At 65.0% G+C, this 23634-nt stretch carries 25 protein-coding genes; 6 read left to right on the top strand and 19 right to left on the bottom strand.

What is annotated here, in order from left to right; all coding sequences use genetic code 11:
• Positions 1–110 precede the first annotated feature (110 nt).
• The 8 genes from ACTJI5_RS12270 to ACTJI5_RS12235 all read right to left on the bottom strand — a co-directional run bounded on the left by ACTJI5_RS12270 (position 111) and on the right by ACTJI5_RS12235 (position 8860).
• Positions 111–581 (bottom strand): SUF system Fe-S cluster assembly protein, encoded by a 471-nt coding sequence (locus ACTJI5_RS12270; RefSeq protein ID WP_137893591.1) that lies wholly within the window; start codon positions 579–581, stop codon positions 111–113.
• Complete coding sequence (locus ACTJI5_RS12265) at positions 578–1762, bottom strand: aminotransferase class V-fold PLP-dependent enzyme (protein ID WP_439513094.1); 1185 nt, start codon at positions 1760–1762, stop codon at positions 578–580. The genes ACTJI5_RS12270 and ACTJI5_RS12265 overlap by 4 nt, the downstream gene beginning before the upstream one ends.
• Positions 1763–1782: 20 nt before the next feature.
• A complete protein-coding gene (locus ACTJI5_RS12260) occupies positions 1783–2514 on the bottom strand; it encodes a SufD family Fe-S cluster assembly protein (protein ID WP_440860507.1) in 732 nt (243 codons plus the stop codon).
• Positions 2515–2623: 109 nt separating this feature from the next.
• Positions 2624–3367, bottom strand: a complete 744-nt coding sequence (gene sufC / locus ACTJI5_RS12255; protein WP_440860506.1) for a Fe-S cluster assembly ATPase SufC — start codon at positions 3365–3367, stop codon at positions 2624–2626.
• Positions 3368–3768: 401 nt separating this feature from the next.
• Complete coding sequence (sufB, locus tag ACTJI5_RS12250; protein WP_310252155.1) at positions 3769–5256, bottom strand: Fe-S cluster assembly protein SufB; 1488 nt, start codon at positions 5254–5256, stop codon at positions 3769–3771.
• Between the two features lie 11 nt (positions 5257–5267).
• A complete protein-coding gene (locus ACTJI5_RS12245) occupies positions 5268–5744 on the bottom strand; it encodes an RrF2 family transcriptional regulator (protein ID WP_439512855.1) in 477 nt (158 codons plus the stop codon).
• Positions 5745–6049: 305 nt separating this feature from the next.
• A complete protein-coding gene (locus tag ACTJI5_RS12240) occupies positions 6050–6937 on the bottom strand; it encodes a helix-turn-helix domain-containing protein (protein WP_058536970.1) in 888 nt (295 codons plus the stop codon).
• Between the two features lie 102 nt (positions 6938–7039).
• Positions 7040–8860 (bottom strand): DUF885 domain-containing protein, encoded by a 1821-nt coding sequence (locus tag ACTJI5_RS12235; protein WP_440860505.1) that lies wholly within the window; start codon positions 8858–8860, stop codon positions 7040–7042.
• Between the two features lie 69 nt (positions 8861–8929).
• On the opposite strand from ACTJI5_RS12235, the gene ACTJI5_RS12230 reads away from it, so the two are divergent.
• The 3 genes from ACTJI5_RS12230 to ACTJI5_RS12220 all read left to right on the top strand — a co-directional run bounded on the left by ACTJI5_RS12230 (position 8930) and on the right by ACTJI5_RS12220 (position 13753).
• On the top strand, positions 8930–10000 hold the full coding sequence (locus tag ACTJI5_RS12230; protein WP_440860504.1) for a quinone-dependent dihydroorotate dehydrogenase: 1071 nt from the start codon (positions 8930–8932) through the stop codon (positions 9998–10000).
• Between the two features lie 182 nt (positions 10001–10182).
• On the top strand, positions 10183–11874 hold the full coding sequence (gene ggt, locus ACTJI5_RS12225; RefSeq protein ID WP_440860529.1) for a gamma-glutamyltransferase: 1692 nt from the start codon (positions 10183–10185) through the stop codon (positions 11872–11874).
• Positions 11875–11923: 49 nt separating this feature from the next.
• Entirely contained in the window at positions 11924–13753 is a 1830-nt protein-coding gene (locus ACTJI5_RS12220; RefSeq protein WP_440860503.1) for an AMP-dependent synthetase/ligase, read from the top strand.
• A 209-nt stretch (positions 13754–13962) separates the two neighbouring features.
• Here the strand turns inward: ACTJI5_RS12220 and ACTJI5_RS12215 are convergent, their stop codons facing one another.
• The 11 genes from ACTJI5_RS12215 to ACTJI5_RS12165 form a co-directional block, all read right to left on the bottom strand.
• Complete coding sequence (locus tag ACTJI5_RS12215; RefSeq protein ID WP_052187219.1) at positions 13963–14409, bottom strand: hypothetical protein; 447 nt, start codon at positions 14407–14409, stop codon at positions 13963–13965.
• A 61-nt stretch (positions 14410–14470) separates the two neighbouring features.
• Positions 14471–15199: a hydroxyacylglutathione hydrolase gene (gloB, locus tag ACTJI5_RS12210; protein WP_310252168.1), complete on the bottom strand. Its 729-nt coding sequence runs from the start codon at positions 15197–15199 to the stop codon at positions 14471–14473.
• 67 nt (positions 15200–15266) lie between these two features.
• Positions 15267–15674, bottom strand: a complete 408-nt coding sequence (locus tag ACTJI5_RS12205) for a VOC family protein (protein ID WP_058536588.1) — start codon at positions 15672–15674, stop codon at positions 15267–15269.
• 10 nt (positions 15675–15684) lie between these two features.
• The gene (locus ACTJI5_RS12200) at positions 15685–16122 is read right to left on the bottom strand and encodes a VOC family protein (RefSeq protein WP_058536587.1); all 438 of its coding nucleotides are present in this window, start codon (positions 16120–16122) and stop codon (positions 15685–15687) included.
• A gap of 9 nt (positions 16123–16131) precedes the next feature.
• The gene (locus tag ACTJI5_RS12195) at positions 16132–16569 is read right to left on the bottom strand and encodes an acyl-CoA thioesterase (RefSeq protein WP_058536586.1); all 438 of its coding nucleotides are present in this window, start codon (positions 16567–16569) and stop codon (positions 16132–16134) included.
• A 9-nt stretch (positions 16570–16578) separates the two neighbouring features.
• Positions 16579–17340 carry an alpha/beta hydrolase gene (locus ACTJI5_RS12190; RefSeq protein WP_440860502.1) on the bottom strand — a complete coding sequence of 254 codons (762 nt, stop codon included), beginning with the start codon at positions 17338–17340 and terminating at the stop codon, positions 16579–16581.
• 133 nt (positions 17341–17473) lie between these two features.
• Positions 17474–17728, bottom strand: coding sequence for a DUF6356 family protein (locus ACTJI5_RS12185; RefSeq protein ID WP_037511175.1), 255 nt, complete (start codon positions 17726–17728; stop codon positions 17474–17476).
• An 80-nt stretch (positions 17729–17808) separates the two neighbouring features.
• A complete protein-coding gene (locus ACTJI5_RS12180) occupies positions 17809–18003 on the bottom strand; it encodes a helix-turn-helix transcriptional regulator (protein ID WP_248455779.1) in 195 nt (64 codons plus the stop codon).
• Positions 18000–18620, bottom strand: a complete 621-nt coding sequence (locus ACTJI5_RS12175; RefSeq protein WP_440860501.1) for a hypothetical protein — start codon at positions 18618–18620, stop codon at positions 18000–18002. The genes ACTJI5_RS12180 and ACTJI5_RS12175 overlap by 4 nt, the downstream gene beginning before the upstream one ends.
• A 190-nt stretch (positions 18621–18810) precedes the next feature.
• On the bottom strand, positions 18811–19191 hold the full coding sequence (locus tag ACTJI5_RS12170) for a VOC family protein (RefSeq protein ID WP_440860500.1): 381 nt from the start codon (positions 19189–19191) through the stop codon (positions 18811–18813).
• Entirely contained in the window at positions 19188–19610 is a 423-nt protein-coding gene (locus ACTJI5_RS12165; protein WP_440860499.1) for a MerC family mercury resistance protein, read from the bottom strand. The genes ACTJI5_RS12170 and ACTJI5_RS12165 overlap by 4 nt, the downstream gene beginning before the upstream one ends.
• Positions 19611–19756: 146 nt before the next feature.
• Here ACTJI5_RS12165 and thrS point away from each other — a divergent pair, with 146 nt between their 5' ends.
• The 3 genes from thrS to ACTJI5_RS12150 are packed head-to-tail and all read left to right on the top strand — an operon-like array spanning position 19757 to position 23607.
• On the top strand, positions 19757–21763 hold the full coding sequence (gene thrS / locus ACTJI5_RS12160; protein ID WP_440860498.1) for a threonine--tRNA ligase: 2007 nt from the start codon (positions 19757–19759) through the stop codon (positions 21761–21763).
• Entirely contained in the window at positions 21760–22446 is a 687-nt protein-coding gene (locus ACTJI5_RS12155; RefSeq protein ID WP_440860497.1) for a helix-turn-helix domain-containing protein, read from the top strand. Before thrS ends, ACTJI5_RS12155 begins: the two co-directional genes overlap by 4 nt.
• A 9-nt stretch (positions 22447–22455) precedes the next feature.
• Entirely contained in the window at positions 22456–23607 is a 1152-nt protein-coding gene (locus ACTJI5_RS12150) for a hypothetical protein (RefSeq protein ID WP_440860496.1), read from the top strand.
• Positions 23608–23634: the final 27 nt, after the last annotated feature.

The raw sequence follows: 23634 nt of genomic DNA, 5'->3' as shown, positions 1-23634 counted from the left end.
GTTCCTTTCGCCGTTCGTGTCGAGCGAAGTCGAGACACCCCGAAGGCATGCACGGCCGACGGGCATCTCGACTTCGCTCGATGCGAACGGAAAATTGATATGGGTCTGTTTCACAGCATTCCCAACTCCAGCCGCGCCTCGTCGCTCATATTCTGCGGCGACCACGGCGGATCCCAGACAAGATTGACCTCGGCATCGCCGACGCCGGGGACCGCGCCGACGCGCAGTTCGACCTCGGCGGGCATCGATTCGGCGACCGGGCAATGCGGCGTCGTCAGCGTCATCGTGACGAGCGCATGGCCGTCGTTGATCTCGACATTATAGATCAGGCCAAGGTCATAGATATTCACCGGAATTTCCGGGTCGTAGATGTCCTTGAGCGCGTTGATCACGGCCTCGTACAGATCGCCGCCGACCGCATGCGGATCGACCGCGGCAGGCTTCGCTGCGAGGAAGCCTTCCAGATAGTCGCGCTTGCGCTCGAGCTTCTCGGGAGCGCTTTCCACGTCCTCGACACGCGCCTTCGGCGGGGCTTCGACGCTTTCCACTTCCTCGACCTTGATCATGCGGTCCTCGCTCATCCGAAAATCCTTTCGACGCGGGCGAGGCCATCGATCAGCGCCGCCACATCGTCGTCATTGCTGTAAACGCCAAAACTCGCGCGCGCGGTCGCGGGCACCCCCAGATGCTCCATCAGCGGCTGTGCGCAATGGTGCCCGGCGCGGATCGCGACCCCGCTTTCATCCAAGATAGTGCCGATGTCGTGCGGATGAACCCCCGCCATCGCAAAACTCACGATTCCGGCGCTGTTTTCTGGACCGAAAAGCGTGATGCTGTTCTTGCGCGCGAGCGCCTCGCGTAGCGTGCCGACCAGCGCGCATTCATGCGCGTGGATCGCATCGATGCCCAGCGCCTCGACATAGTCGACCGCCGCTGCGAGCCCGATCGCCTCGATAATCGCCGGGGTGCCCGCCTCGAAACGCGTGGGGGCGGGGGCATAGGTCGTCTTCGCAAAGGTCACGCGGTCGATCATCGACCCGCCGCCCTGCCAGGGCGGCAGCGCGTCGAGCTTGTCGCTCCACAGCACACCGATGCCGGTGGGGCCGTAAAGCTTGTGCCCCGAGAAAACATAATAGTCGCAGCCGAGCGCCGCGACGTCGACGGGAAGGCGCGGCACCGCCTGACAGCCGTCGATCAGCAGTTCGGCGCCGACACGGTGCGCGAGTTCGGCGGCGCGCGCGACGTCGAGCGGGCTGCCGAGCACGTTCGAGACATGCGCGAAGGCGACCATCGTGTGTTCGCTCGTGAGCAGTTTCTCGGCTGCATCGAGATCGATGCGCCCGTCTTCGGTCAGTGGGCAAACATCGACCTGCCAGCCCGCAAGCTGCCACGGCACGATATTGCTGTGATGCTCCAGCACCGACAACAGCACGCGGCCCTTCTTCGGGTGCGAATAGGCGACAAGGTTGATCGCCTCGGTCGCACCGCGCACGAACGCGATTTCATTCTCGCGCGCGCCGATAAATGCCGCGATCCGCCGCCGCGCCGCCTCATAGGCGAGCGTCATGTCGGCCGAGCGTGCATAGACGCCGCGGTGCACCGTCGCATAATCGCGGCCCATCGCGGCGACCGTCGCGTCGATCACGGCCTGCGGCTTTTGCGCGGTCGCGGCGGTGTCGAGATAGTGCCAGCCGGGGGTGAGGCCGGGGAAGTCGGCCCTGATGTCCCCCTCCCGCAGGCGGGAGGGGCTAGGGGAGGGCATGTTGGTGGCCGCCGCGACGCTCACACCAGTTCCCCCAGCTTCGCCAGCGCCAGTTCCTGCAGCGCCGCCTCATCCTCGGCGCCGTCGAACACGCCGGCGACCAACGCCTGGAGCATCAGCTTCTTCGCCTCGCCCGGCGGCAGCCCGCGCGACTGGAGGTAATAAAGCCCCATAGGGTCGAGTTCGCCGATCGCGCAGCCGTGCGCGCATTTCACATCGTCGGCGAAGATTTCGAGTTCGGGCTTGGCGTTGGCGGTCGCGCTGCGGTCGAGCAGCATCGCCTTCACATCCTGCTCGCTGTCGGTCTGCTGCGCATCGCGGGCGACCGCGACCTTGCCGAGATAGGTGCCGGTCGCGGTGCCGCCGAGCACCGAGCGCACGACCTGCCGCGACGTCGCGCCGGGTTCGGCGTGGGTGACGGTGGTGACGATCTCCAGATTCTGTTCCCCGCCGCCGATCTGCGCCGCGCCGAGGTGGAAGTCCGCGCCCTCGTGCAGGATCACATCGAGTTCGATGCGGCCGTAGGCGCCGCCGATATTGAGCACATGCAGCGAAGCGACCGCGCCCTTGCCGAGCACCAGTTCGATCTGCCGGATACCGCCCGCATCCTGCACGATCGCGCGGCGGAAATCGCCGCCCGCGGGCACAATGATGCTCTCGGGCGCAGGCAACGGCCACGCCGCCGCGACCGCGTCGATGTCGCTATAGCGCCACGCTTCGTCGCGGCGCGAGGGGAGGGGGACGCTGGTCAAGCCGCGATCCCCCCCACTTCGTCACCCCGGACTTGATCCGGGGTCCACGCGGTCATGGATGCCGGATCAAGTCCGGCATGACGATGGAAAACAGGACGGGCGAAAATCATCACGCCGCGATCTCCGCATAGCCATGCGCTTCCAGCTCGCGCGCCAGCTCGGGGCCGCCCGACTTCACGATCCGGCCCGCGGCAAGGACATGCACAAAATCGGGCTGAACATAGTCGAGCAACCGCTGATAGTGCGTGATCAACAACACCGCCTTGTCGGGGCGCCGCATGATCGAATTGATCCCGTCGCCGACGGTGCGCAGCGCGTCGATGTCCAGCCCCGAGTCCGTCTCGTCGAGGATCGCGAGCTTGGGGTCGATGATCCCCATCTGCACCATCTCGTTGCGCTTCTTCTCGCCGCCCGAAAAGCCGACGTTCACGGGGCGCTTGAGCATGTCCATGTCCATCTTGAGCAGCCCCGCCTTCTCGCGCGCGAGCTTCAGGAAGTCGCCGCCCGACAGCAGTTCCAGCCCGCGCGCCTTGCGCTGTGCATTGAGCGCCTCGCGCAGGAACTGGACGTTCGACACGCCGGGGATCTCGACCGGATATTGGAACCCCAGGAACAGCCCCGCCGCGGCGCGCTCGTGCGGCTCCATGTCGAGCAGGTCCTGACCCTCGAAAGTGGCCGAGCCCTCGGTGACCTCATAACCGGGCCGCCCGCCGAGCACGTAGGACAGTGTCGACTTGCCCGCGCCATTGGGCCCCATGATCGCATGGATTTCGCCCGCATTGATGCTGAGCGACAGACCTTTCAGGATCGGCTTGTCGGCGACGGTGGCGTGGAGGTTATCTATTTGAAGCATCATAATTTCCTCAACGTTTGGGCCGAAGTCCTCTGGTTCTAGTGCTTGGACGGACGACGCGGTGTTGAATTGCCTGTAGGCATCGCCCAACAATCGTCCCAATTCTTTCGGTGGGAGATCATCCCAACCTGGACCTACCATCTTGTCCGAGCAGTCAGACAGGACCCAGCTGAAGACGACCTTCGGCTGGCCCGGAATAGCGCCTTTAAACCAAGGTGGAGGAGAAGCCGGCTTGTCCCGGTCAACATATGCCCTCGAACGTAGGTCGACACATTGTGCCCATGCGGCATGTGGCCCGGATCCATTCCTTAGATTGATCCAACGCAACTCATCGCGATTGCCTGAGCTTGCGCATCCGCTTGAGAAAACCGAGAGCAAGACTAAGAAGGTAGCGGCCTGTCTCACCCCACGGACCCCTCCAAACTAATCCCCAGCAGCTTCTGCGCCTCGACCGCAAACTCCATCGGCAGCTGCTGCAGCACTTCCTTCGCGAAGCCGTTGACGATCAGCGCCACCGCCTCTTCCTGCCCCAGTCCGCGCTGCATCGCGTAGAACAGCTGGTCGTCGCTGATCTTGCTCGTCGTCGCTTCATGCTCGACCTGCGCCGAGGGATTGCGGATTTCGATGTACGGCACGGTGTGCGCGCCGCTGAGGCTTCCCAAAAGCAGGCTGTCGCACTGGGTGAAGTTGCGCACCCCCTCGGCATTCGGCGCGACGCGCACCAGCCCGCGATAGGTGTTGTTCGATTTGCCCGCGCTGATCCCCTTCGAAACGATGGTCGAGCGCGTGCGCTTGCCATTGTGGATCATCTTGGTGCCGGTGTCGGCCTGCTGGTAATTGTTGGTGACCGCGACCGAATAGAATTCGCCGACGCTGTCGTCGCCGTTGAGCACGCAGCTCGGGTATTTCCACGTGATCGCGCTGCCGGTTTCGACCTGCGTCCACGACACCTTGCTGCGCTTACCCTGGCAGAGCGCGCGCTTGGTCACGAAATTATAGATGCCGCCGAGCCCCTCGGCATTGCCCGGATACCAGTTCTGCACCGTCGAATATTTGATCTCGGCATCGTCGAGCGTCACCAGCTCGACCACCGCGGCATGCAGCTGGTTCTCGTCGCGCATCGGCGCGGTGCAGCCTTCGAGGTAGGAGACGTACGCGCCCTTGTCGGCGATGATCAGCGTCCGCTCGAACTGCCCCGTATTCTCGGCATTGATGCGGAAATAGGTCGACAGCTCCATCGGGCAGCGCACGCCCTCGGGCACATAAACGAACGTCCCGTCCGAAAAGACCGCGCAGTTGAGCGTCGCGAAATAATTGTCGTGCATCGGCACGACCTTGCCGAGCCACTTTTTCACCAGCTCGGGATATTCGCGGATCGCCTCCGAAATCGACAGGAAGATGACGCCCGCACGCTTCAGTTCCTCGCGGAAGGTTGTCGCGACGCTGACGCTGTCGAACACCGCATCGACCGCGACCTTGCGCGCGCCTTCGACCCCGGCGAGAACCTTCTGCTCCTCGATCGGGATGCCGAGCTTTTTATAGACTTCGAGAATCTCGGGATCGACCTCGTCGAGGCTGGAGAGCTTCGGCTTCGGCTTCGGCGCCGCGTAATAATAAGCGTCCTGATAATCGATCGGCGGCACGTTGAGCTTCGCCCAGTCGGGCGTCTCCATCGTCAACCAATGACGAAACGCCTTCAGCCGCCAGTCGAGCATCCATTCGGGCTCATTCTTCTTCGCTGAAATGAAGCGGACCGTATCCTCGGTCAGCCCCTTGGGCGCGAAGTCGGTCTCGATCGCCGAGGACCAGCCATGCTCATAATCGGCGACCTTCGCCGCGGCATCGTGCGCGGCCTGGTCTTTCACGGGAAGTTCGGTGTTGTCGGTCATATCTCTAACTTTTAACCCGTCACCCCAGCGAAAGCTGGGGTCGCGGTCGGCCGGGCTCCATCGATGGCGGTCCCAGCTTTCGCTGGGACGACGGAAAGGCTCGCCAAACTAATCTCAGCCAGCGCACCGCGCACCGCGCCGTTCACGACGCCCCAATGCGGCTGCACCTTGCAGCTGCCCTCTAGCGAGCAATCATGGCGCCCTTCGGCGACGCAGGCGGTCAGCGCGATCGGTCCTTCGACCGCTTCGATGATCTCGGCGACGTTGATCGCCGCCGCGGGCCGCGCGAGCCGAACCCCGCCGCCGCTGCCGCGCGACGCGACGAGCAGGCCTGCGCGTGCGAGCTGGCTCACCAGCTTCTGCGCCGTCGGCCCCGGAATGCCGGTCTGTTCAGCCAGCATGCCCGCGTGAATCGGCACCGACCCGCACTGGCGGGCGGCGGCGCTCATCAGCACCACGGCATAATCGGCAAGGTTCGACAGGCGCATCGTATTTTTCCGTCGCAGTTGCGAACGATTCCTAACTGGAGCGAATTACTCCACTTATATAGGCGAGGCTTTTGTGCGGCGCAACCAATGGGCGCTATTCGGGCGCCAAGAAAAAAAGGCACCCATCCGGCCAAAGCCAAATGAGTGCCAAGATGAAGGTCTCAAGTCCTCGTCAGAGGATGAGCTCTTCTGGGTCGCAACGGGGGATTATGCCCGGGCGACGATTCGTGATTGGATGAAAACGCCAAAACGACGGGACAGATAATTTTTGAAGGTTAACGCGGGTTCCGGCGCCAGTACGGACCCTATGTTTCCGAAACGAGCGGGCTGACCCTTCCGGCGAGCTGCTTGCGGCCCTTGGTCGTCGCCTCGGTATAGCTGGTCGGCTTGCCGAGCTGGCCTGGCGTGGCGCCGGCAAAGCGCTTGATCTCGCGGATCAGGTGCGACTGGTCGTAAAAGGCGTCGCCGAGCTGCGCGGCGTCGAGCCCTTCGCCGCGTGCCAGCGCTGACGCGGCGCGCACCGCGCGATATTTGCGCGCCAGCATGCGCGGCGACAGGCCGTAATAATGTTTGGTCATCCGCTCGACCGACCGGATCGACATGCCCGTCGCCTCGACCAGTTCGGGAACCTGCGGCGAGGGCGATTCGGTCAGCCATCCATCGACGGTGCGGATGAACCACATCGGCGCGGTCTCGCCCCGCGTCAGCACCTCGCGCGCGAAATTATTGCCGATGACCAGCTTTTCCTCGACGCTCGCCGCACTTTCCAGCGCGGTCGCGACCTCGTCGATCCACGGGCCGAACAGGTCGGCGGCGTTCATCGCGCGGTCGGTCAGCTTGTCGGCATCGGCGCCCATCAGCGCCGCCCAGCCCGCGGGCAGCATGCCAAACCCGAACATCTGCGTCGGGCAATTGCTGATCGCGCGCACCCGCCCGCTCGTCGGTCCGACGATATTGGCGCGGCAGACCGGCGCACGGTGATCGTCGGCGAAGACATATTCGCCGTCGGCGGCGGTGACGAAGCGGAACTGCGGGCGGTCGGCGCGCTCATATTCGTCGAAACGCGGCATGTTGACGCGCGCGAAATAAAAGCTCGACACCATCTCCGCCAGATCGGGATCGGGCGGGAAATAGTGCAGTTCGAACGGCGCGCTGCCGTCCACGCCCGCGGGCGAGGAAGTAATATCCGACATGAAGACCCAGACCTTTGGCAACCGTGACCCGGCTGCCTTATTTTTCTGGATCAAATCATTTGCGTTTCATCCCCGCGCGTCAAGCGCCAATCGTCAATTAGCTTAACCTTTCTGCGCCGCGATCCAGACGTCCACGCGCCGCTCGAGCACGTCGAGCGGCACCGGGCCCGATTCGAGCACGACGTCGTGGAAGGTCCGGAAATCGAACTTGTCGCCGAGCGCCGCCTGCGCGCGGCCGCGCAGCTCCATGATCTTGAGCTTGCCGATCAGATAGGCGGTGGCCTGACCCGGATAGACGATATAGCGCTCGATCGCCTTTTCGATGTCGCCCTGCGGATTGGGCGTATTGTCCTTGAGGTACTGGATCGCCTGCTCGCGGCTCCAGCGCTTGTCGTGAATCCCGGTGTCGACGACGAGCCGGCACGCGCGCCACAGCTCCATGCCGAGCCGCCCGAAATCGCTGTACGGATCGGTGTAGAAGCCCATGTCCTTGGCGAGTTCCTCGGTATAGAGGCCCCAGCCTTCGGTATAGGCGGTGAAGCCGCCGAAGCGGCGGAAGGGCGGCAGCCCGGTCAGCTCGGTCTGCACCGCGCGCTGCAAATGATGCCCCGGAACGCCCTCATGATAGGCGAGCGCCTCGAGCTCGGTCTTCGACATATCGCGAAGGTCATAAAGATTCACATAGTAAGTGCCCGGCCGCGACCCGTCGGGCGAAGGCGACTGGTAAAAAGCCTTGCCCGCCGATTTCTCGCGGAACGCCTCGACCGCCTTCACCTGCAGATGCGCCTTGGGCAGCGTGTTGAAGAAAGCGGGCAGCCGCGCCTCCATCGCCTTCACCTTGGTGTCGACGTCGGCCAGATAGGCTTCGCGGGTCGTATAATAATATTGCGGGCTCGTGCGCAGATGCGCGAAGAATTGCTGCAGCGTGCCCTTGAAGCCGACCTGCGCCATGATCTTTTTCATCTCGCCATGGATGCGCGCGACTTCGGACAGGCCAAGGTCGTGGATCTCGGTCGCGGTCATGTCGGTCGTCGTGTAATTGGCGAGCAGCGCCTCATAATAGGCTTTGCCGTCGGGCAGGCGCCACACGCCGTCCTGCGTCGGGGCGCTCGCCTGCTGGCGCTTCATTTCGGCGAGCAGGCGGCCATAGGCGGGACCGGCGCTTTCGCTCCACGCCGCCTTGGCGGACGCGATCAGCCGCGCCTTTTCGGCATCGGCGATGGCAAGCTTGCCGACCTTCGCTGTGATATCTTCGACCACTGCATTGTCGGACTTCTGCAAATTGCCGATGTCGGAGATCAGATAGGCGTAGACCCATTTCGGCGGCTGGATGCCTCTTTTTGCACGCTCGGCCGATTGCGCCGACAGCGCGTCGAGTATCGGGCCAAGCCCGCGGATGCGTGAAACATAGGCTTCGGCCTCGGCAACATCGGCGACGCGGTGGATGTTGATCAGGAACGCCGGCATCTGGCTCTGCGCGCCGTTCATCTGGTCGAAGACATAACCGTGGTCGCGGAACGGGAACAGGCGCTCGGCGCGCGCGGCCTGCGTGTTGAACAGCTCGAACGACAGAGCCTCGTCGGCGGTGAGCTTCGCCGGGTCATAGCTCCCGCGCATCGCGGCGGCGGTCGCCTGCTGCAGCTTGTGGTTCGCAACAGCGGTCTCGTCGGAGACGTCGTTCCATTTGCCATAATCGCCATCGCGAATCCCGCGGCGCGCCTTGGCTTCGGGCGAAAGCGACAGCTGCGCCGCATCATAATTGTCGAAGAATTGCGCAAGGTTGGCCCCGGCCGGCGCGGCATCGGGCGCGGGTGCCGCCGCGACGGTCGCGGGCGCTTCCTGCACGGCGGCCGGGGCGCAGCCCGCGACGGCGAGCAGCGCGAGGCCGGTGGACAGGCGAGCGATAATCTTGAGGTGCGACACGAATTTCTCCCGGTTTTTCCGATGCGGACGGGGCTTGCCATAGGCCCCGGCTCGGCGCAATGGCGGGCCATGTCGCTTTTCGCCTCGCTCACCGATAGCGCCTATGCGCTCGTCCGCCCGATCGTCCACGCCACCGATGGCGAGGCCGCGCACAACCTTACGCTCAGCGCGCTCCAGCCGCTGCCGCGCGCGCGCCATGCGCTGACCAGTCCGGCGCTCGCGACCGAGCTTGCGGGTCTCACATTCCCGAACCCCGTCGGCCTCGCGCCCGGCTTCGACAAGGATGCGCGCGTCGCGCACGTGATGCCGCATTTCGGCTTCGGCTTCATCGAGGTCGGCACGCTGACCCCGCTGCCGCAGGAGGGCAATCCGCGCCCGCGCCTGTTTCGCCTCGTCGAGGATCAGGCGGTGATCAACCGCATGGGCTTCAACAATGGCGGGCAGGAAAAGGCGGCCGAGCGCATCGCGTGCCTGCGCCGTTATGGCCTGCCGGTGCCGCTCGGCATCAACATCGGCGCGAACAAGGACAGCGCCGACCGCATCGCCGACTATGCGAAGGGCACCGCCGCGATGGCGCCGCTTGCCGATTATCTGACGGTGAATATCAGCTCGCCGAACACGCCCGGCCTTCGTGCCTTGCAGGACAAGGGCGCGCTCGAAGCCTTGCTCGACGGCGTCGCCGCGGCGCAGCCCGCGGGCGCGGCGAAGCCGGTGTTCCTGAAGGTCGCCCCCGACCTCGAGCCCGCCGACATCGACGATATCGTCGCCGTCGCGTTCGACAAGGGGCTCGCCGCCGTCATCGTCTCGAACACGACGATCGTGCGTCCCGCGCTCGCGTCGCGCCATGCGGAGGAAGCGGGCGGTCTTTCGGGCGCGCCGCTCGCCGAACTGGCGCTGCAACGCGTCCGGGATTTCCGCACCGCGAGCGGCGGCAAGTTGCCGCTCGTCGCGGCGGGAGGGATTGCCTCGCCCGAACAGGCGTGGGAGCGCATCCGCGCGGGCGCCAGCCTGGTCCAGATCTATTCGGCGATGGTCTATGAAGGCCCGGGCCTCGCGGGCCGGATTGCACATGGGCTTGAAAAGCTTGCGGCGCGTGACGGCTTCGCGCGCGTGTCGGACGCGGTGGGGACGGACCACTAGATCCTCCCTGTCGCGAAGCGATGGGGAGGGGGACCGCTCATCGCAGATGAGTGGTGGAGGGGCGGCGACGTCGCGCGATTGCCCCTCCGTCAGCGCTTCGCGCTGCCACCTCCCCATGCCTGCAGCACAGGGAGGAGCGGTTGGGGTTGCGCTACCTCGACCTCCGCGCCAATGTCGCGCCTATGTTGAAAAAATTCCTCCCGCTCGCCGCCCTTCTTTCCGTCACCGTCTCCTCGCCCGCGCTCGCGCAGGGCGTCACCTCGTCCGCCGATCCACGCGCGACCGAGGCGGGGCGCGAGATTTTGCACCAGGGCGGCACCGCTGCCGACGCCGCGGTCGCGATGGTCGCGGTGCTGACCCTCGTCGAACCGCAGTCGAGCGGAATCGGCGGCGGCGGCTTCATGGTTCACCACAATGCCAAGGATGGCAGCATCTCGACGATCGACGGGCGCGAAATGGCGCCCGCCGCGGCAAAGCCCGACCGCTTCCTCGGACCCGATGGCAAGGCACGCGGCTATATGGATGTCATTCCGGGCGGGCTGTCGGTCGGCGTCCCCGGCAATGTGCGCCTGATGGAAATGGCGCACAAGAAATGGGGCAAGCTCGAATGGAAGGCGCTGTTCCAGCCCGCGATCAAGCTTGCCGAAGAAGGCTTCATCGTCACCCCGGCGCTCAACAATTGGCTCGTCCAGTTCGAGCCGATGTGGAAGGAATTTCCGGCCCCGCAGGCGATCTATTATGTCGACGGCAAGCCTGCGCCGGTCGGCACGCGGATCAAGAACCCCGCTTATGCCAAGCTGCTGCGCGACATTGCGGCGCGCGGGCCTGACGCATTTTACACCGGTGCCAATGCCAGGGCGATCAGCGACGCCGTCGCCAAGGCGCCGCGCCACCCGAGCCAGCTCACCGTCAAGGATATCGCCGCCTATAAGGCGAAGGAACGCCCCGCGGTCTGCACCACCTACCGCGTTTACAAGGTGTGCGGCATGGGCCCGCCCTCGTCGGGCGCGACCACCGTCTTCGGCATCCTCGGTATGATCGAGGGCTGGGACATGAAAGCGATGGGCAAGGACAATCCGATGAGCTGGCATCTGCTCTCGGAGGCGATGCAGCTCTCCTATGCCGACCGCGCCGCCTATCTCGGCGACGGCGATTTCGTCGACGTGCCGGTGAAGGGATTGCTCGACAAAAGCTATCTCGCCGAGCGCCGCCAGCTCATCTCGCCCTTTGGCGCCGCGGGCAAATATGAACCCGGTGTGCCGCCGGGCGCGAAGCCGCGCGCTGCCGCGCCGCCGGTTGAGGAGCAGGGGACGACGCATTTCGTGACTGCCGACAAGGACGGCAATCTTGTGTCGATGACCTCGACGATCGAAAGCATCTTCGGCAGCCAGCTGATGGCGAACGGCTATTTCCTGAACAACGAACTCACTGATTTCGACCTCGCGCCGACCGAGGGCGGGGTGCCGACCGCGAACCGCGTCGAAGCGGGCAAGCGTCCGCTCTCCTCGATGTCGCCGACGGTCGTCTATGGCCCCGACGGCAAGGTCGTGCTCGCGGTTGGCTCGGCGGGCGGCAAGCGCATCATCATGCATGTGACCAAGGTGCTCGTCGGCGTGCTCGACTGGGGGCTCGACGCCAAACAGGCGATGGAGCTTCCCAACCTTTTCTTCGGCCGCCAGGGTGTGCTGATCGAGAATAACGAGGCGGGCAAGGCGATCGCCGCGAAGATGAAACCTTTTGGCTACAGCTTCACCGCGACCAGCCTCGGGTCGAAGCTCAACGCGGTCGAACACACCAGTGCGGGCTGGCGCGGCGCCGCCGACCCGCGCGGACCCGGCAGCTCGTCGATCGACGGGGCGCCAGCGCAGAATTGATCAACGATAATAATAAGAAAGCAATGAAATCTCCCTGGAGAGAGGCAGAATGAAGCTTGAAAATCCCCATCTCGACCATTTTTCGAGTCTGGTCGCGATGTTCTTCGACCGTGCGGGGCGCGGCGGCGAAGATCCCTTTCTGTGGCGCAAGGCCGACCGCGCCTGGCATCCGCTGAGCTGGCGGCAGGTCGCCAATCAGGTCTCGGCGCTCGCGCACGGCCTGCGCGAACTCGGCCTCAAGGAAGGCGACCGGGTGGTGCTGGTCAGCGAGAACCGGCCCGAATGGTGCATCGCCGACCTCGGCATCATGGCCGCGGGCTGCATCACCGTGCCGACCTATACGACCAACACCGAACGCGACCACCAGCACATCCTCGACAACAGCGGCGCGAAGGCGGTGATCGTCTCGACCGCGAAGCTCGCGCGCACGCTGATGCCCGCGGTGATGCGCTCCGAAGCGCATATCGTGATCACGATGGAGAGTCTGCGCGTCGGCCAGCACGGCGAGGTCGCGGTCCACGACTGGGGTCCGCTCGTGGAGGGCGGCGAGGCGTGGGTGGAAGAAACCAAGGCGCGCGGCGCCGCGATGACGCGCGACGATACCGCGTGCCTCATCTATACCAGCGGCACCGGCGGCGCGCCGCGCGGGGTGATGCAGCATCATGGCGCAATCCTGCACAATGCGGCGGGCGCCGCCGAGGTGCTCGTGAGCGACTTCGGCATCGGCGACGAGGAAGTGTTCCTGTCGTTCCTGCCGCTCAGCCACGCCTATGAACATTCGGGCGGGCAGTTCCTGCCGATCATAGTCGGAGCGCAAATCTATTACAGCGAAGGCCTCGAAAAGCTCGTCTCGAACATCGAGGAAACGCGCCCGACGATCATGGTCGTCGTGCCGCGCCTGTTCGAGGTGATCCGCGCGCGGATGATCAAGTCGGTCGAAAAACAGGGCAGACTCGCGAACTGGATGCTCAACCAGGCGCTGCGCGTCGGCGAAAAGGATTATGAGCGCCGCATGGGGCTGCTCGACCGCCCGGTCGACCTGATCCTCGACCGCTTGTTCCGCCCCAAGATCGGCAAGCGCTTCGGCGGCCGGATGAAGGCGCTCGTGTCGGGCGGCGCGCCATTGAACCCCGAAATCGGCGTCTTCTTCCACTCGATCGGGCTGACCTTGCTGCAGGGCTATGGCCAGACCGAGGCGGGGCCGGTGATCAGCTGCAACCGCCCGAGCGCCGGGATCAAGATGGACACCGTCGGCCCGCCGCTGATGAACACGGAGGTGCGCATCGCCGACGACGGCGAAATCCTCGTGCGCGGCGAGCTCGTGATGAAGGGCTATTGGCGCAACAAGGCCGAAACCGAGCGCGTGCTGGTCCCGGATCCGGCGGAGCCGGACAAAGGCGCCTGGCTCCACACCGGCGACATCGGCCATATCGATGCGCAAGGCCGCATCGTGATCACCGACCGCAAGAAGGATCTGATCGTCAACGACAAGGGCGACAATGTCTCGCCGCAGCGTGTCGAGGGCATGCTGACGCTCCAGCCCGAAATCCTTCAGGCGATGGTCTATGGCGACAAGCGCCCGCACCTCGTCGGCATCCTTGTCCCCGATCCCGAATGGATGGCCGAATGGGCCGAGGCCGAAGGCTTGCCCAAGGATTTGGAGCGGCTGCGCGAGCATGAGAAATTCCGCACCGCGCTGCGCGCCGCGGTCGACCGCGTCAACGGCCAGCTCTCGGTGATCGAAAAGGTCCGCAAATTCGACTTTGCGGACGAGCCCTTCACGATCGAGAATGAGCAGATGACGCCGTCGATGAAGATCCGGCGCCACATATTGAAGCAGGTCTACGAAGACAAGATCGCGGCGCTTTATAAGGCTTAAAGCCCCCTCCCCTTTAGGGGAGGGTTGGGGTGGGGCATGTCGAGGTCGCGTTACCCCGATGAACCCCACCCGCTGCGACTAGGGAACACGTTCCCAAGTCTCGCTGCCCTCCCCTAAAGGGTAGGGGTTCGATTTGAGCATAAGCAGGCGGGGGTGCGACCCGAAGAGCTCGGCGCAAACCGGACCCCGCCCACGACTGAACCTGAGGCTCAGCCTTTGTCCCCCGCCGGTTTGCGATAGGGGACGAATTCGCCAAAAACGCACGTCGGGCCGCGGATTCCGCTCGACCGGTCGACCAGGTGGAAGAAATCGCCTTCGCAGGTCGACGACCCGAACTGGCGCACCACCATGATGTCGCTGTCACGGGCAAGACCCGGGCAACTACTCTTCAAGTCATTACGGTATACCAGATTGCCGCCGGAACGATAGAGCAAGATGCTGTCCGACACGCGGATCGTATCATTACTTCGGTAATTCGGAAGGCAGCGGACGGGTTCGCCCGGAACCTTGCCCGCGAGCTGCTTGTCGAGCCGTTCGGCCTGTTTGGGCGTGAGCGCCGCGGCGCCGGGCTCGCCCGAACCGGCGGGCGCGCAGCTTGCGACCAGCGGCGCGGCCGCGGTCAACAGCGCGGCGGCCATCAGGTTCAGCTTCGCCATGAATATGCTCCTTGAGATCGGCCATTATGGCCCGGACGGATGAATGGGCGCTGAAGCGGCATCATGCCGCATCCTTGAGCGCGCGGATACGGCCGAGTTCGGCCGCGCTCGGCGCGCGCAAAAAGGGGTTGGTCGCGCGCTCTTCGCCGATGCTCGTCGGCACCGTCGCCTCGCCCGCCGCGCGCGCGGACTCGACCGCGGCGAGACGTTCGGCCAGCGCTGCATTGTCGGGCTCGACCGTCACCGCAAAGCGCGCGTTCGACAGCGTATATTCGTGCGCGCAATAAACACGCGTCGCGTCGTCGAGCGTGCCGAGTTTCTGCATGTTCGCGAACATCTGCTCGGCGGTGCCTTCGAACAGGCGGCCGCAGCCCATCGCGAACATCGTGTCGCCGACGAAGATCGCGGCGCCCTCCGCGAAATGATAGGCGATATGCCCCGCGGTGTGCGCGGGAACGTCCCAGACGTCGGCGACATGTTCGCCGAGCCGCACCTTGTCGCCGCCCTTTACCTGCACATCGAGTGTCGGGATGCGCGCATATTCGGCCGCGGGACCAGTGATCTTGCAGCCCGTTGCTTCCTTGATCGCGGCGTTGCCGCCGGTGTGATCGGGGTGCCAGTGCGTGTTCCAGATATCGGTGATCGTCCAGCCGCGCGCGGCGGCGGCTTCGAGCACGGGCTCGGCGACCGCGGGGTCGACGACCATCGTCGCCTTGCTGGCGGGATCGTGGACCAGCCAGACATAATTGTCGCTGAGAACGGGAATACGGACGATGTCCAGCGCAGCCATGATATCTCCTTTCCAGCGTCCCATCCTTCAAGACGGAGCGGCAACGCCGGTACCTTGATCCGCCTGCTCAGGTCAGAAGGGCGTCATAGCCCTGAGCGTTGAACTCGATCAGGCAGAATCCGTTACCGAACGGATCGGCGAACATCGCCTGTCTGCCATAGGGCAGCGCCAATGTCTCGCCTTCCTGTACCGCGCCCGCGGCCAAAGCCTGCGCGACCGCGTCGTCGAGGTTCGCGACGGAAAAGTCGGGATGCACCGGCGTCCAGTGCCGGTTGTAGCGGCGAAAGTCGCCGCCCCCGGGGCCGATCGCCGACCCCGCGGGTTTTACGATCAGATAAATGGGCGCCTCGCACCCGGTCAGTTCGACGATGTCGTCGTCGAACCGCCGCGCCGCGGTCAGTCCGAGCGCCCGCGTATAGAAACGCTCTCCAGCGGCGAGGTCGGGCACGTCGATGTTGATCAACAGGCCCGGCACCGCGCGGCTCCTACCAGGCGCCGGTGTTGGGCATCGAGGCCCAGGGTTCCTGCGGCGGCAGGTGGCCTTCCTGCAGCAGCTCGACCGAAATGCCGTCGGGCGAGCGCACGAACGCCATATGGCCGTCGCGCGGCGGGCGGTTGATCGTCACCCCGGCGTCCATCAGCCGCTGGCAGGTCGCATAGATATCGTCGACGCGGTACGCGAGATGCCCGAAATTGCGGCCGCCCGTATAGTCTTCGGGCGCGCTGCCGTCGGCGGGCGGCCAGTTATAGGTCAGCTCGACCTCGGCCACGTCGCCCTGTCCGGGGGCGGCGAGGAAGATGAGCGTGAAACGGCCGCCCTCATTGTCGAAACGGCGCGTTTCCTCCAGCCCGATCAGCTTGAAGAAATCGACGGTCGCGTCAGGATCCGAAACGCGGATCATCGTGTGAAGATATTTGGTCATGGCACCATATTAGGCGCGAAGGGCGCGCGCTTCAAACGCTTCGAACAGGAATAGGAATTCGTCGGGCACCGGCGCGGGTGCACCCTGCGCCTCGGCGACATGGACATAGATCAGCTGTCCGTCGGCGCGCAGATCGTCTTTCCCCGCGCCGTGCAGTTCGAACAAATATGTCATCGAGCTGGTGCCGACGCGCGAAGCACGCACGCAAATGTCGATTTCCTCGTCGAGCAGGATCGGCGCGCGATAATTGACTTCGGCGCGCGCGACGTGGAATTCGGGACTGCTGTGCGCGGGCCAGCGGTCGTAAACGCCGACACCGCGCCAATATTCGGTGATCCCGATGTCGAAATATTCGAGGTAACGGCTGTTGAACACCACCGCCTGCGCGTCGATCTCGGCATAGCGGACGCGCTTGGTAACGTGGAATTTGAAGTCGCTGCGGGCCATGATGTTCCTCTAGCTCGTCGCGAGCCGCGCGACGGTGTCGATCAGCAGCCCGATGTCGGTATCGCGCGACAGCCGGTGGTCGCCGCCCTTGACCAGCGTCACCTGCACATCTTCGCTCGCGAGCGCCGCCGACAGGCGCAGGCTGACATCGGACGGCACGTCCCCATCCTCTTCGCCGTGGAGCAGGCGGACGGGGCAGGTGAGGGGGATTTGGGCATCGAGCAGGCGGTTCGCCTCGCCCGACTGAAAGAAACCGCGCGTCGTCACATAGGGCTGGTCGCTGTACGGCGTTTCCTCGACCAGCGCGCCCTCGGCAAGGATGATCGCTTTCTCGGCGTCGCTGAAGCCCCAGTCGGTGAAATCGGGCGCCGCGGCGATCCCGACGAGTCCCGCCACCCGGCCGGGCCCGTCGCGCTGCACGAGCGCCAAGGCGGTAAGCAGCATCAGCCACCCGCCCATCGACGATCCGGTGATGACGACCGGGCCCTCGGCCTTCGCGTCGATCAGGTCGAGCACGTCGCCGCGCCAGTCGAGCAGCGTTTGCTCCGCGAACAACCCGTCCGACAGCCCGCATCCGGCATAGTCGAGCAGCAGGCAGGCGTGGCCCTCGGCCGCGGCCCAATCGAACAGCGCGGTCGCCTTGCCGCCCGCCATGTCGGACATATAGCCCGGCAGGAAGACGATCGTGGGCTTGGTGCCGGCCGTATAGCGATAGGCGAGCCGCGGTCGGCCCGAACGGTCGAGATAATCGGGAGCGGCAGGGTCGTTCACGACGCTCGGCCCTCAATTCCCGTTCGTGTCGAGCGAAGTCGAGACACCCATCGAGATGGCGCCAAGCCGAGGGGCATCTCGACTTCGCTCGATGCGGACGGGGAATATAGTGCGTGGATGAAACGCACGCCGATCAGATGACCCAGTCGATCGTGCTCATCTGCATCACGGCCTGCCCCTTGGCGCGCCGCTTCTCGACCATGATATGGTTCAGCCGCTGGATCGTGTCGCTGCCCGTGGTGATGCACCAGCCGGGAACGACCGCGTGGACGAGCGCGCAGAGGCCGCCATAGATCATCGTCACGCCGAATTTCGACGCGACGCCAAAATGCTCGATGTAATTCTCATCGACGCTCTTGGGGTGGTCGACGAACAGGCGCTTGAACATGGGGAAGGCTCCTTTCCGGCTGGTCGTCGCCCTAGCGTGGGAGACCATCTGCCGCAAGGCCGGCGCGCCGATCCGTCGGATTATCCTTCCCGCAGGAAGATATCCTCGATCGGCAGGCCAAAGAGGTCGGCGATGCGAAAGGCGAGCGGCAGCGAGGGGTCATATTTGCCCGTCTCGATCGCATTGACCGACTGACGCGACACTTGAAGCCGCTCGGCGAGGTCGCCCTGGCTCCAGTCGCGTTCGGCGCGCAGGACCTTCAGGCGGTTCTTCACGAGCGGTCCGCGCGCCGTTCGGCCGATGTCATGATCATCTGGCCCAGCCCCAGGCCGATCGCCCAGACTGGCACCACCCACCAGGCGGGCACATGCGGGGCAACGCCGAACGTTTCCAGAAAGCCCCACAATGTTCCGGCCAGGAGGACGAGCGCGAGGCCGATCAGGGCGGCGCTGGTCTGGCGATATCGCAGATATTCATCCTCTTCCTCGACCACATAGCGGGCCAGCGTCCACACGAAGAAAAGCATCGGCACCGACGGCAGGACCGCGATTCCCCATAGCAGGGCGCCTTGCGGGTCGAGATAGTTGCGAACGGTCATTGCCGTTCCCAGGCACAGAACATATCCGACCGACCAGATCAGCATGCGCCGATTATATCGCCGCGTCGCCGGCGACAGCGCGCCTGCAGCGGCTTGCCGATTGTTCGCCGCCTTCGTCAGTGGAATGAGAAGCAGTGTCGCCGCTGCAACAAACGGTAGCGAACGCCAGCCGCCCAGAAAACCGCGATACTCGCAATAGGCGATGGCGGCCAGCGCCGCCGCGAAGGCGATCGCCCACAACGCCGGGTGACGGCCCGAGAAGCCGGTTTCGATCTTCGCAGCCTTCTGGGTCATGTCAAACTTCCTTATCTGATAGACAAGGTTCCTTTACATTTTCTCCAACATTAAGTCAAGTTTCATTGACAGGGCTGCCGGGGCCTAATTCTCTCCGTCATCCCCGCGAAGGCGGGGATCCCGCTTTCTTGATGCGGGTGGGCCCAAAGCGGGATTCCCGCCTTCGCGGGAATGACGGTAATATTAGGATTCAGCCGATCAACCGGCTCGGCCAGCCGATGCGGACCAGCGTTTCGTCGGGGTCGGACAGCGCGAATTCATACATGCCCCACGGCTTGTGCGTCGGCGCCTTTTCGCGTTCGAGGATCGCGTCGCGCACGCTCTCAGCCAATTCTGCGACGCGCTCGGTGTAGAGGTACAGCCCGAACGGGTTCTGGCTGGGGACCAGCCATCCCTCGGGCGACTCGTTGGTCAGGTGAAGCTGCCAGCCCTTGCCATCCTCGAGCAGGCGATAGCTGCCATAGTCGCCGACGACCGACAGGCCGAGCTTTTCATAGAAAGCGGTGCTGGCGTCGAGGTCGGTGCACGGCAGGATCGCGGCGATGCTGTGAAGCGGCGGGGCGTCGGTCATGCCCGCAGTCTATGCGGGCCGCTCCGGTGACGCCAGCGCCAGTTGACGAGATGCGCGGCGGCAAGCATGAGCGCGCCAACCGAGGTCAACAGGCGGTCGGCCGCCTCGGGATCGGCGGCGGCGATCCATCCCTCATGCGCCGACAGGCCGAGCGCGAGCAGGCCCAGCCCTATGGCCGCGAGTATCGCGGGCGTGATCCGTCGATGCCGCCGCCAACCATCCCGCATCGCGATCACGGCAGCGGGCAAAGCCAGCAGCAGGATCGCCGCATGAATCCCCTCGGGCAGCGCGATCCAGCGGCTGAGCGCGGGCGCCAGAAGAAGGACGAGCGGCAGCGCGAGGCAGTGGAGCAGGCAAGTGAACGACAGGACAATCCCCGTCAGGTCGGCAAGGCGCGGGCGCGCGGCGGGGAGGCACATCGGGTTTCTTTCGCGGGAGGGGTTCGCTGTGCAGATAATGATACATTGTATCATTGCAAGCTTTGTTGTGAATCCGCCCCTTGCCGCCCATATCGCATGCTGGCAAAGGGGCGCTGTTCTACCCCGCAAGAAAGGCCGATTTTTCGATGTCCGACATGATCCGCGTCACCCTTCCCGATGGCTCTGCCCGTGAAGTCGTGCGCGGCACTACCGCGCTGCAGATTGCGGCCGACATCGGACCGGGCCTCGCCAAGGCCGCGCTCGCCGCGAAGATCGATGGCGAACTGCGCGACATCATGCGCCCGCTCGAGGAAGACACGAACCTGTCGCTGGTGACGAGCCGCGACGAGGCCGACGCGCTCGAACTCTTCCGCCACGATTATGCGCATGTGCTCGCCGAGGCGGTGCAGAAGCTGTTTCCCGGCACGCAGATCACCTTCGGCCCGTCGACGGGCGACGGCTTCTATTACGACTTCGCGCCCGCCGCCGATCGCGGCCCGTTCCGCGACGACGAACTGCCGCTGATCGAGGAGGAGATGCGCAAGATCATCGCCGCCGACCTTCCGCTGACGCGCGAGGTTTGGGAGCGCGACAAGCTCATCGCCAAATGGGCGGCCGAAGGCGAGACCTTCAAGGCCGAATGGGCCGCCGAGCTGCCGCAGGGCGAGGAACTCACCGTTTATCGGTCGGGCGACGGCTGGATGGACATGTGCCGCGGCCCGCACCTCGCCTCGACGGGCAAGCTCGACCCTGCCGCGTTCAAGCTGACGCGCGTTTCAGGCGCCTATTGGCGCGGCGACCAGAAGAATGCGCAGCTCAGCCGTATCTACGGCACCGGCTGGCTCAACAAGAAACAGCTCGCCGAGCATCTCGTCCGGCTGGAGGAGGCCGCGAAGCGCGACCATCGCAAGATCGGCCGCGAGATGGACCTGTTCCACCTGCAGGAAGAGGCGCACGGCAGCGTCTTCTGGCATCCCAAGGGTTACCGCATCTACCGCGAGCTCGAGGCCTATATGCGCCGCGCGATCGACGGCTCGGGGTATCAGGAGGTCAAGACGCCGCAGGTGATGGACGCGCGCCAGTGGGAGCAATCGGGCCACTGGGGCAAATATCGCGAGAATATGTTCGTCATCCCCGACGAGGTGCCGAACATCGAGGATGACGGCCCGATCGTCTCCGACGGCGCCGAGTGGATGGCGCTCAAGCCGATGAACTGCCCCGCGCACGTCCTGATCTTTCGTCAGGGGATGAAGTCGTACCGCGACCTGCCGCTGCGCATGGCCGAAATGGGCTGCTGCCACCGCAACGAGCCGCACGGTGCGCTCCACGGCATCATGCGCGTGCGCCAGTTCACGCAGGACGACGGCCATATCTTCTGCCGCGAAGACCAGATCGTCGACGAAGTGCGCGATTTCTGCGCCTTGCTCGACCGCGTCTACAAGCAGCTCGGCTTCGAAAAATATGCGGTGAAGCTCGCGCTGCGCCCCGAGATGCGCTTTGGCACCGAGGAAATGTGGGACAAGGCCGAGGCCGAGCTTCGCGAAGCCGTCGAACGCGCCGGCATGGCGACCGAAGAATATGGCTGGGAAGAACTGCCGGGCGAGGGCGCCTTCTATGCCCCCAAGCTCGAATTCCACCTGACCGATGCGATCGGGCGGACGTGGCAGTGCGGGACGATCCAGTCCGACCGCGTGATGCCCGAACGCCTCGATGCGAGCTATATCGGCGAAGATGGCGAGCGCCACCGCCCGGTGATGCTCCACCGCGCGATCCTCGGCACGTACGAACGCTTCATCGGCATCCTGATCGAGCATTTCGCCGGCCGCTTTCCGACCTGGCTCGCGCCGGTGCAGGCGGTGGTCGCGACGATCGTGTCGGACGCCGACGCTTACGCCAAGGACGCGGTGGCGCAGCTCGTCGCCGCGGGCATCCGCGCCGAGATCGATGTCCGCAACGAGAAGATCAACTACAAGGTCCGCGAACACAGCCTTGCGAAAGTCCCCTATCTGCTGGTGGTCGGCAATCGCGAAGCCGAGGAAGGCACCGTCGCGATCCGCACCCTCGGACAGGACGGCCAGCGCATCATGCCGCTCGCCGAGGCGATCGCGATGCTGAAGGGTGAGGCGACCCCGCCGGATCTTCGCGAGCGGTGAGCGGGATCGGCATCGGCCGGCATGCGGCGGGCGAAAGCCTGCCGCGCCACCGCCATGCCTTTGGCTATGTCGCGCTGGTAATCGGCGGCGAATATGAAGAAGCGGGCGATCAGGGCCGGCTCGCGGCCGGCGTTGGAACAGTCGTCGTGCACGGCGACTGGACTGCGCATCAGGACCGTTTTGGCGCGCGCGGGGCGCAGGTGCTCAATCTTCCGGTGGCAAAGGGATTCACGCGGGGGGCGGGGCATATCGCCGACCCCGACACCGCCGCGCGCCTCGCCGAACGCGATCCGCAGGCGGCCGCCGACTATGTCCGCGATCATTTCCGCATAGGCACGGCGCGCCGCGACGATTGGCCCGACCTGCTCGCCGCGGCGCTCGCCGCCGATCCCGACATATTGCTCGCCGACTGGGCCGATCATATGGGGCTCAACCCCGCGTCGATCAGCCGCGGCTTCGCGCGAGCCTATGGTGTCAGCCCCAAGCGTTTCCGGCTCGAGGCGCGAACGCGGCAGGCGCTCACTGCGCTCGATGCTTGGCAGGGCAGTCTTGCCGATCTCGCCGCCGACCAGGGGTTCGCCGACCAGGCGCATATGGCGCGGTCGATCGCCGCGATGACCGGCGCCCCACCGATCCTGCACCGGGCAAAGTCCGTTCAAGCCGGGCGCGCCGATCCCCGCTAGACCGGGTTCATGGATCGCCGCTTCTTCATTGCCGCCTCGCTCGGCACCGCCGCTCTCGCTGTTCCCACCATCGCCTCAGCGCAAAACCAGCGCCCGCCGATGCGCACGCAATGGAAAGTGCGCGCATCCGAAGGCTTCGATGCGCTCGCCTTTCTGGGGCCGCTGGCGGGGGGAGAGCTTTATTTGCCCTATTATCAGGCCGACGTCGACGCCTTCGCGCCGCGCCTTTCGGCTGCGGCGCGCGCCGAAATTCGGGCGCTGTCGCGTGAGGCCAATGATGGGGGTTTCGGGCTGCTCGGCCCGGTCTTGTCGCTCGTCTTTTCGGGCGGCGACGACAGCAGCCTTGCCGCGCTGATCGCCGCCGCCGCCGCGCCCGAAACGCGCTTGCTCCCCGCCTATCGCGCGAGCAGCCATTGGAACGAAAAGGACTGGGCGTGGTTCGCCGCGCACGCCCCGCGCGTGAAAGCGGTGCTCGAAGCGATGCAGGGTGCGGGCTTCGCCGCCTTTCGCGCCGAACGCATCGCCGCGCTCGAAGGGCGGATCACCCAGCTTCAGGCCGATCTCGGCGCCTATGACGTGATCCGCCTGCACGAAAAGCTGACCGGCCGGACGTTCGACCCCGAAATCGAGGTGGTGCTGCTGCAATTTTGCAAGCCGCACGGGATCAAGGTGCAGGGCCAGACCTTCCTGCAGGCGGCGGACTGGAACACTGCGATCACCGTGCGCAACGCGGGCCATGAAATGCTCCACCCGCCGGTGGTGATGGACGGCCCCGCGGCAAAGGCAGCGCTCGCCATCCTCGCCAAAGACCCGCTGGTCCCGAGCGTCGTCGCCGAACATGACCCCAAATGGGGCTATACGACGCTCGAAGGCTTGCTGAACGAGGATCTGGCGCAGGCGCTCGACCAATTGATCGCCGAGGAACTGGGGGTCGCGCGCAATCCGTCCGATCGTTGGCGCAAATCGGACGATGGCATCCATATTCTCGCGGGAGCCTTTTACGGGATGCTGCGCCAGGACAAATGGATTGAAACCGGCGGATCGATCGAAACATGGCTTGCCGACGCGGCAAAGACCGGACGCCTCGCACCGCAAAAATTGCACAGCATCGCCGCGCACGTGCTCGAACGCCCGGTCGACAAGCTTTGGCCGCTGGCTTGAACGGCGGGGGCTAGCCGCCTCGGCGTT

Origin of the sequence: Sphingopyxis sp. 22461 (genome assembly GCF_052044915.1) — a bacterium.
Lineage (GTDB): Bacteria > Pseudomonadota > Alphaproteobacteria > Sphingomonadales > Sphingomonadaceae > Sphingopyxis.
Note: the sequence above shows the minus strand (reverse complement) of the source record. Positions and strands in the feature narration are given on the sequence as shown.

Coding starts and splice junctions, on each gene's coding strand:
- ACTJI5_RS12270 (WP_137893591.1), bottom strand. CDS start 581: ATGAGCGAGGACCGCATGATCAAGGTCGAGGAAGTGGAAAGCGTCGAA.
- ACTJI5_RS12265 (WP_439513094.1), bottom strand. CDS start 1,762: ATGCCCTCCCCTAGCCCCTCCCGCCTGCGGGAGGGGGACATCAGGGCC.
- sufC (WP_440860506.1), bottom strand. CDS start 3,367: ATGCTTCAAATAGATAACCTCCACGCCACCGTCGCCGACAAGCCGATC.
- sufB (WP_310252155.1), bottom strand. CDS start 5,256: ATGACCGACAACACCGAACTTCCCGTGAAAGACCAGGCCGCGCACGAT.
- ACTJI5_RS12245 (WP_439512855.1), bottom strand. CDS start 5,744: ATGCGCCTGTCGAACCTTGCCGATTATGCCGTGGTGCTGATGAGCGCC.
- ACTJI5_RS12240 (WP_058536970.1), bottom strand. CDS start 6,937: ATGTCGGATATTACTTCCTCGCCCGCGGGCGTGGACGGCAGCGCGCCG.
- ACTJI5_RS12230 (WP_440860504.1), top strand. CDS start 8,930: ATGTCGCTTTTCGCCTCGCTCACCGATAGCGCCTATGCGCTCGTCCGC.
- ggt (WP_440860529.1), top strand. CDS start 10,183: ATGTTGAAAAAATTCCTCCCGCTCGCCGCCCTTCTTTCCGTCACCGTC.
- ACTJI5_RS12220 (WP_440860503.1), top strand. CDS start 11,924: ATGAAGCTTGAAAATCCCCATCTCGACCATTTTTCGAGTCTGGTCGCG.
- ACTJI5_RS12215 (WP_052187219.1), bottom strand. CDS start 14,409: ATGGCGAAGCTGAACCTGATGGCCGCCGCGCTGTTGACCGCGGCCGCG.
- gloB (WP_310252168.1), bottom strand. CDS start 15,199: ATGGCTGCGCTGGACATCGTCCGTATTCCCGTTCTCAGCGACAATTAT.
- ACTJI5_RS12200 (WP_058536587.1), bottom strand. CDS start 16,122: ATGACCAAATATCTTCACACGATGATCCGCGTTTCGGATCCTGACGCG.
- ACTJI5_RS12195 (WP_058536586.1), bottom strand. CDS start 16,569: ATGGCCCGCAGCGACTTCAAATTCCACGTTACCAAGCGCGTCCGCTAT.
- ACTJI5_RS12185 (WP_037511175.1), bottom strand. CDS start 17,728: ATGTTCAAGCGCCTGTTCGTCGACCACCCCAAGAGCGTCGATGAGAAT.
- ACTJI5_RS12175 (WP_440860501.1), bottom strand. CDS start 18,620: ATGACCCAGAAGGCTGCGAAGATCGAAACCGGCTTCTCGGGCCGTCAC.
- ACTJI5_RS12170 (WP_440860500.1), bottom strand. CDS start 19,191: ATGACCGACGCCCCGCCGCTTCACAGCATCGCCGCGATCCTGCCGTGC.
- ACTJI5_RS12165 (WP_440860499.1), bottom strand. CDS start 19,610: ATGTGCCTCCCCGCCGCGCGCCCGCGCCTTGCCGACCTGACGGGGATT.
- thrS (WP_440860498.1), top strand. CDS start 19,757: ATGTCCGACATGATCCGCGTCACCCTTCCCGATGGCTCTGCCCGTGAA.
- ACTJI5_RS12150 (WP_440860496.1), top strand. CDS start 22,456: ATGGATCGCCGCTTCTTCATTGCCGCCTCGCTCGGCACCGCCGCTCTC.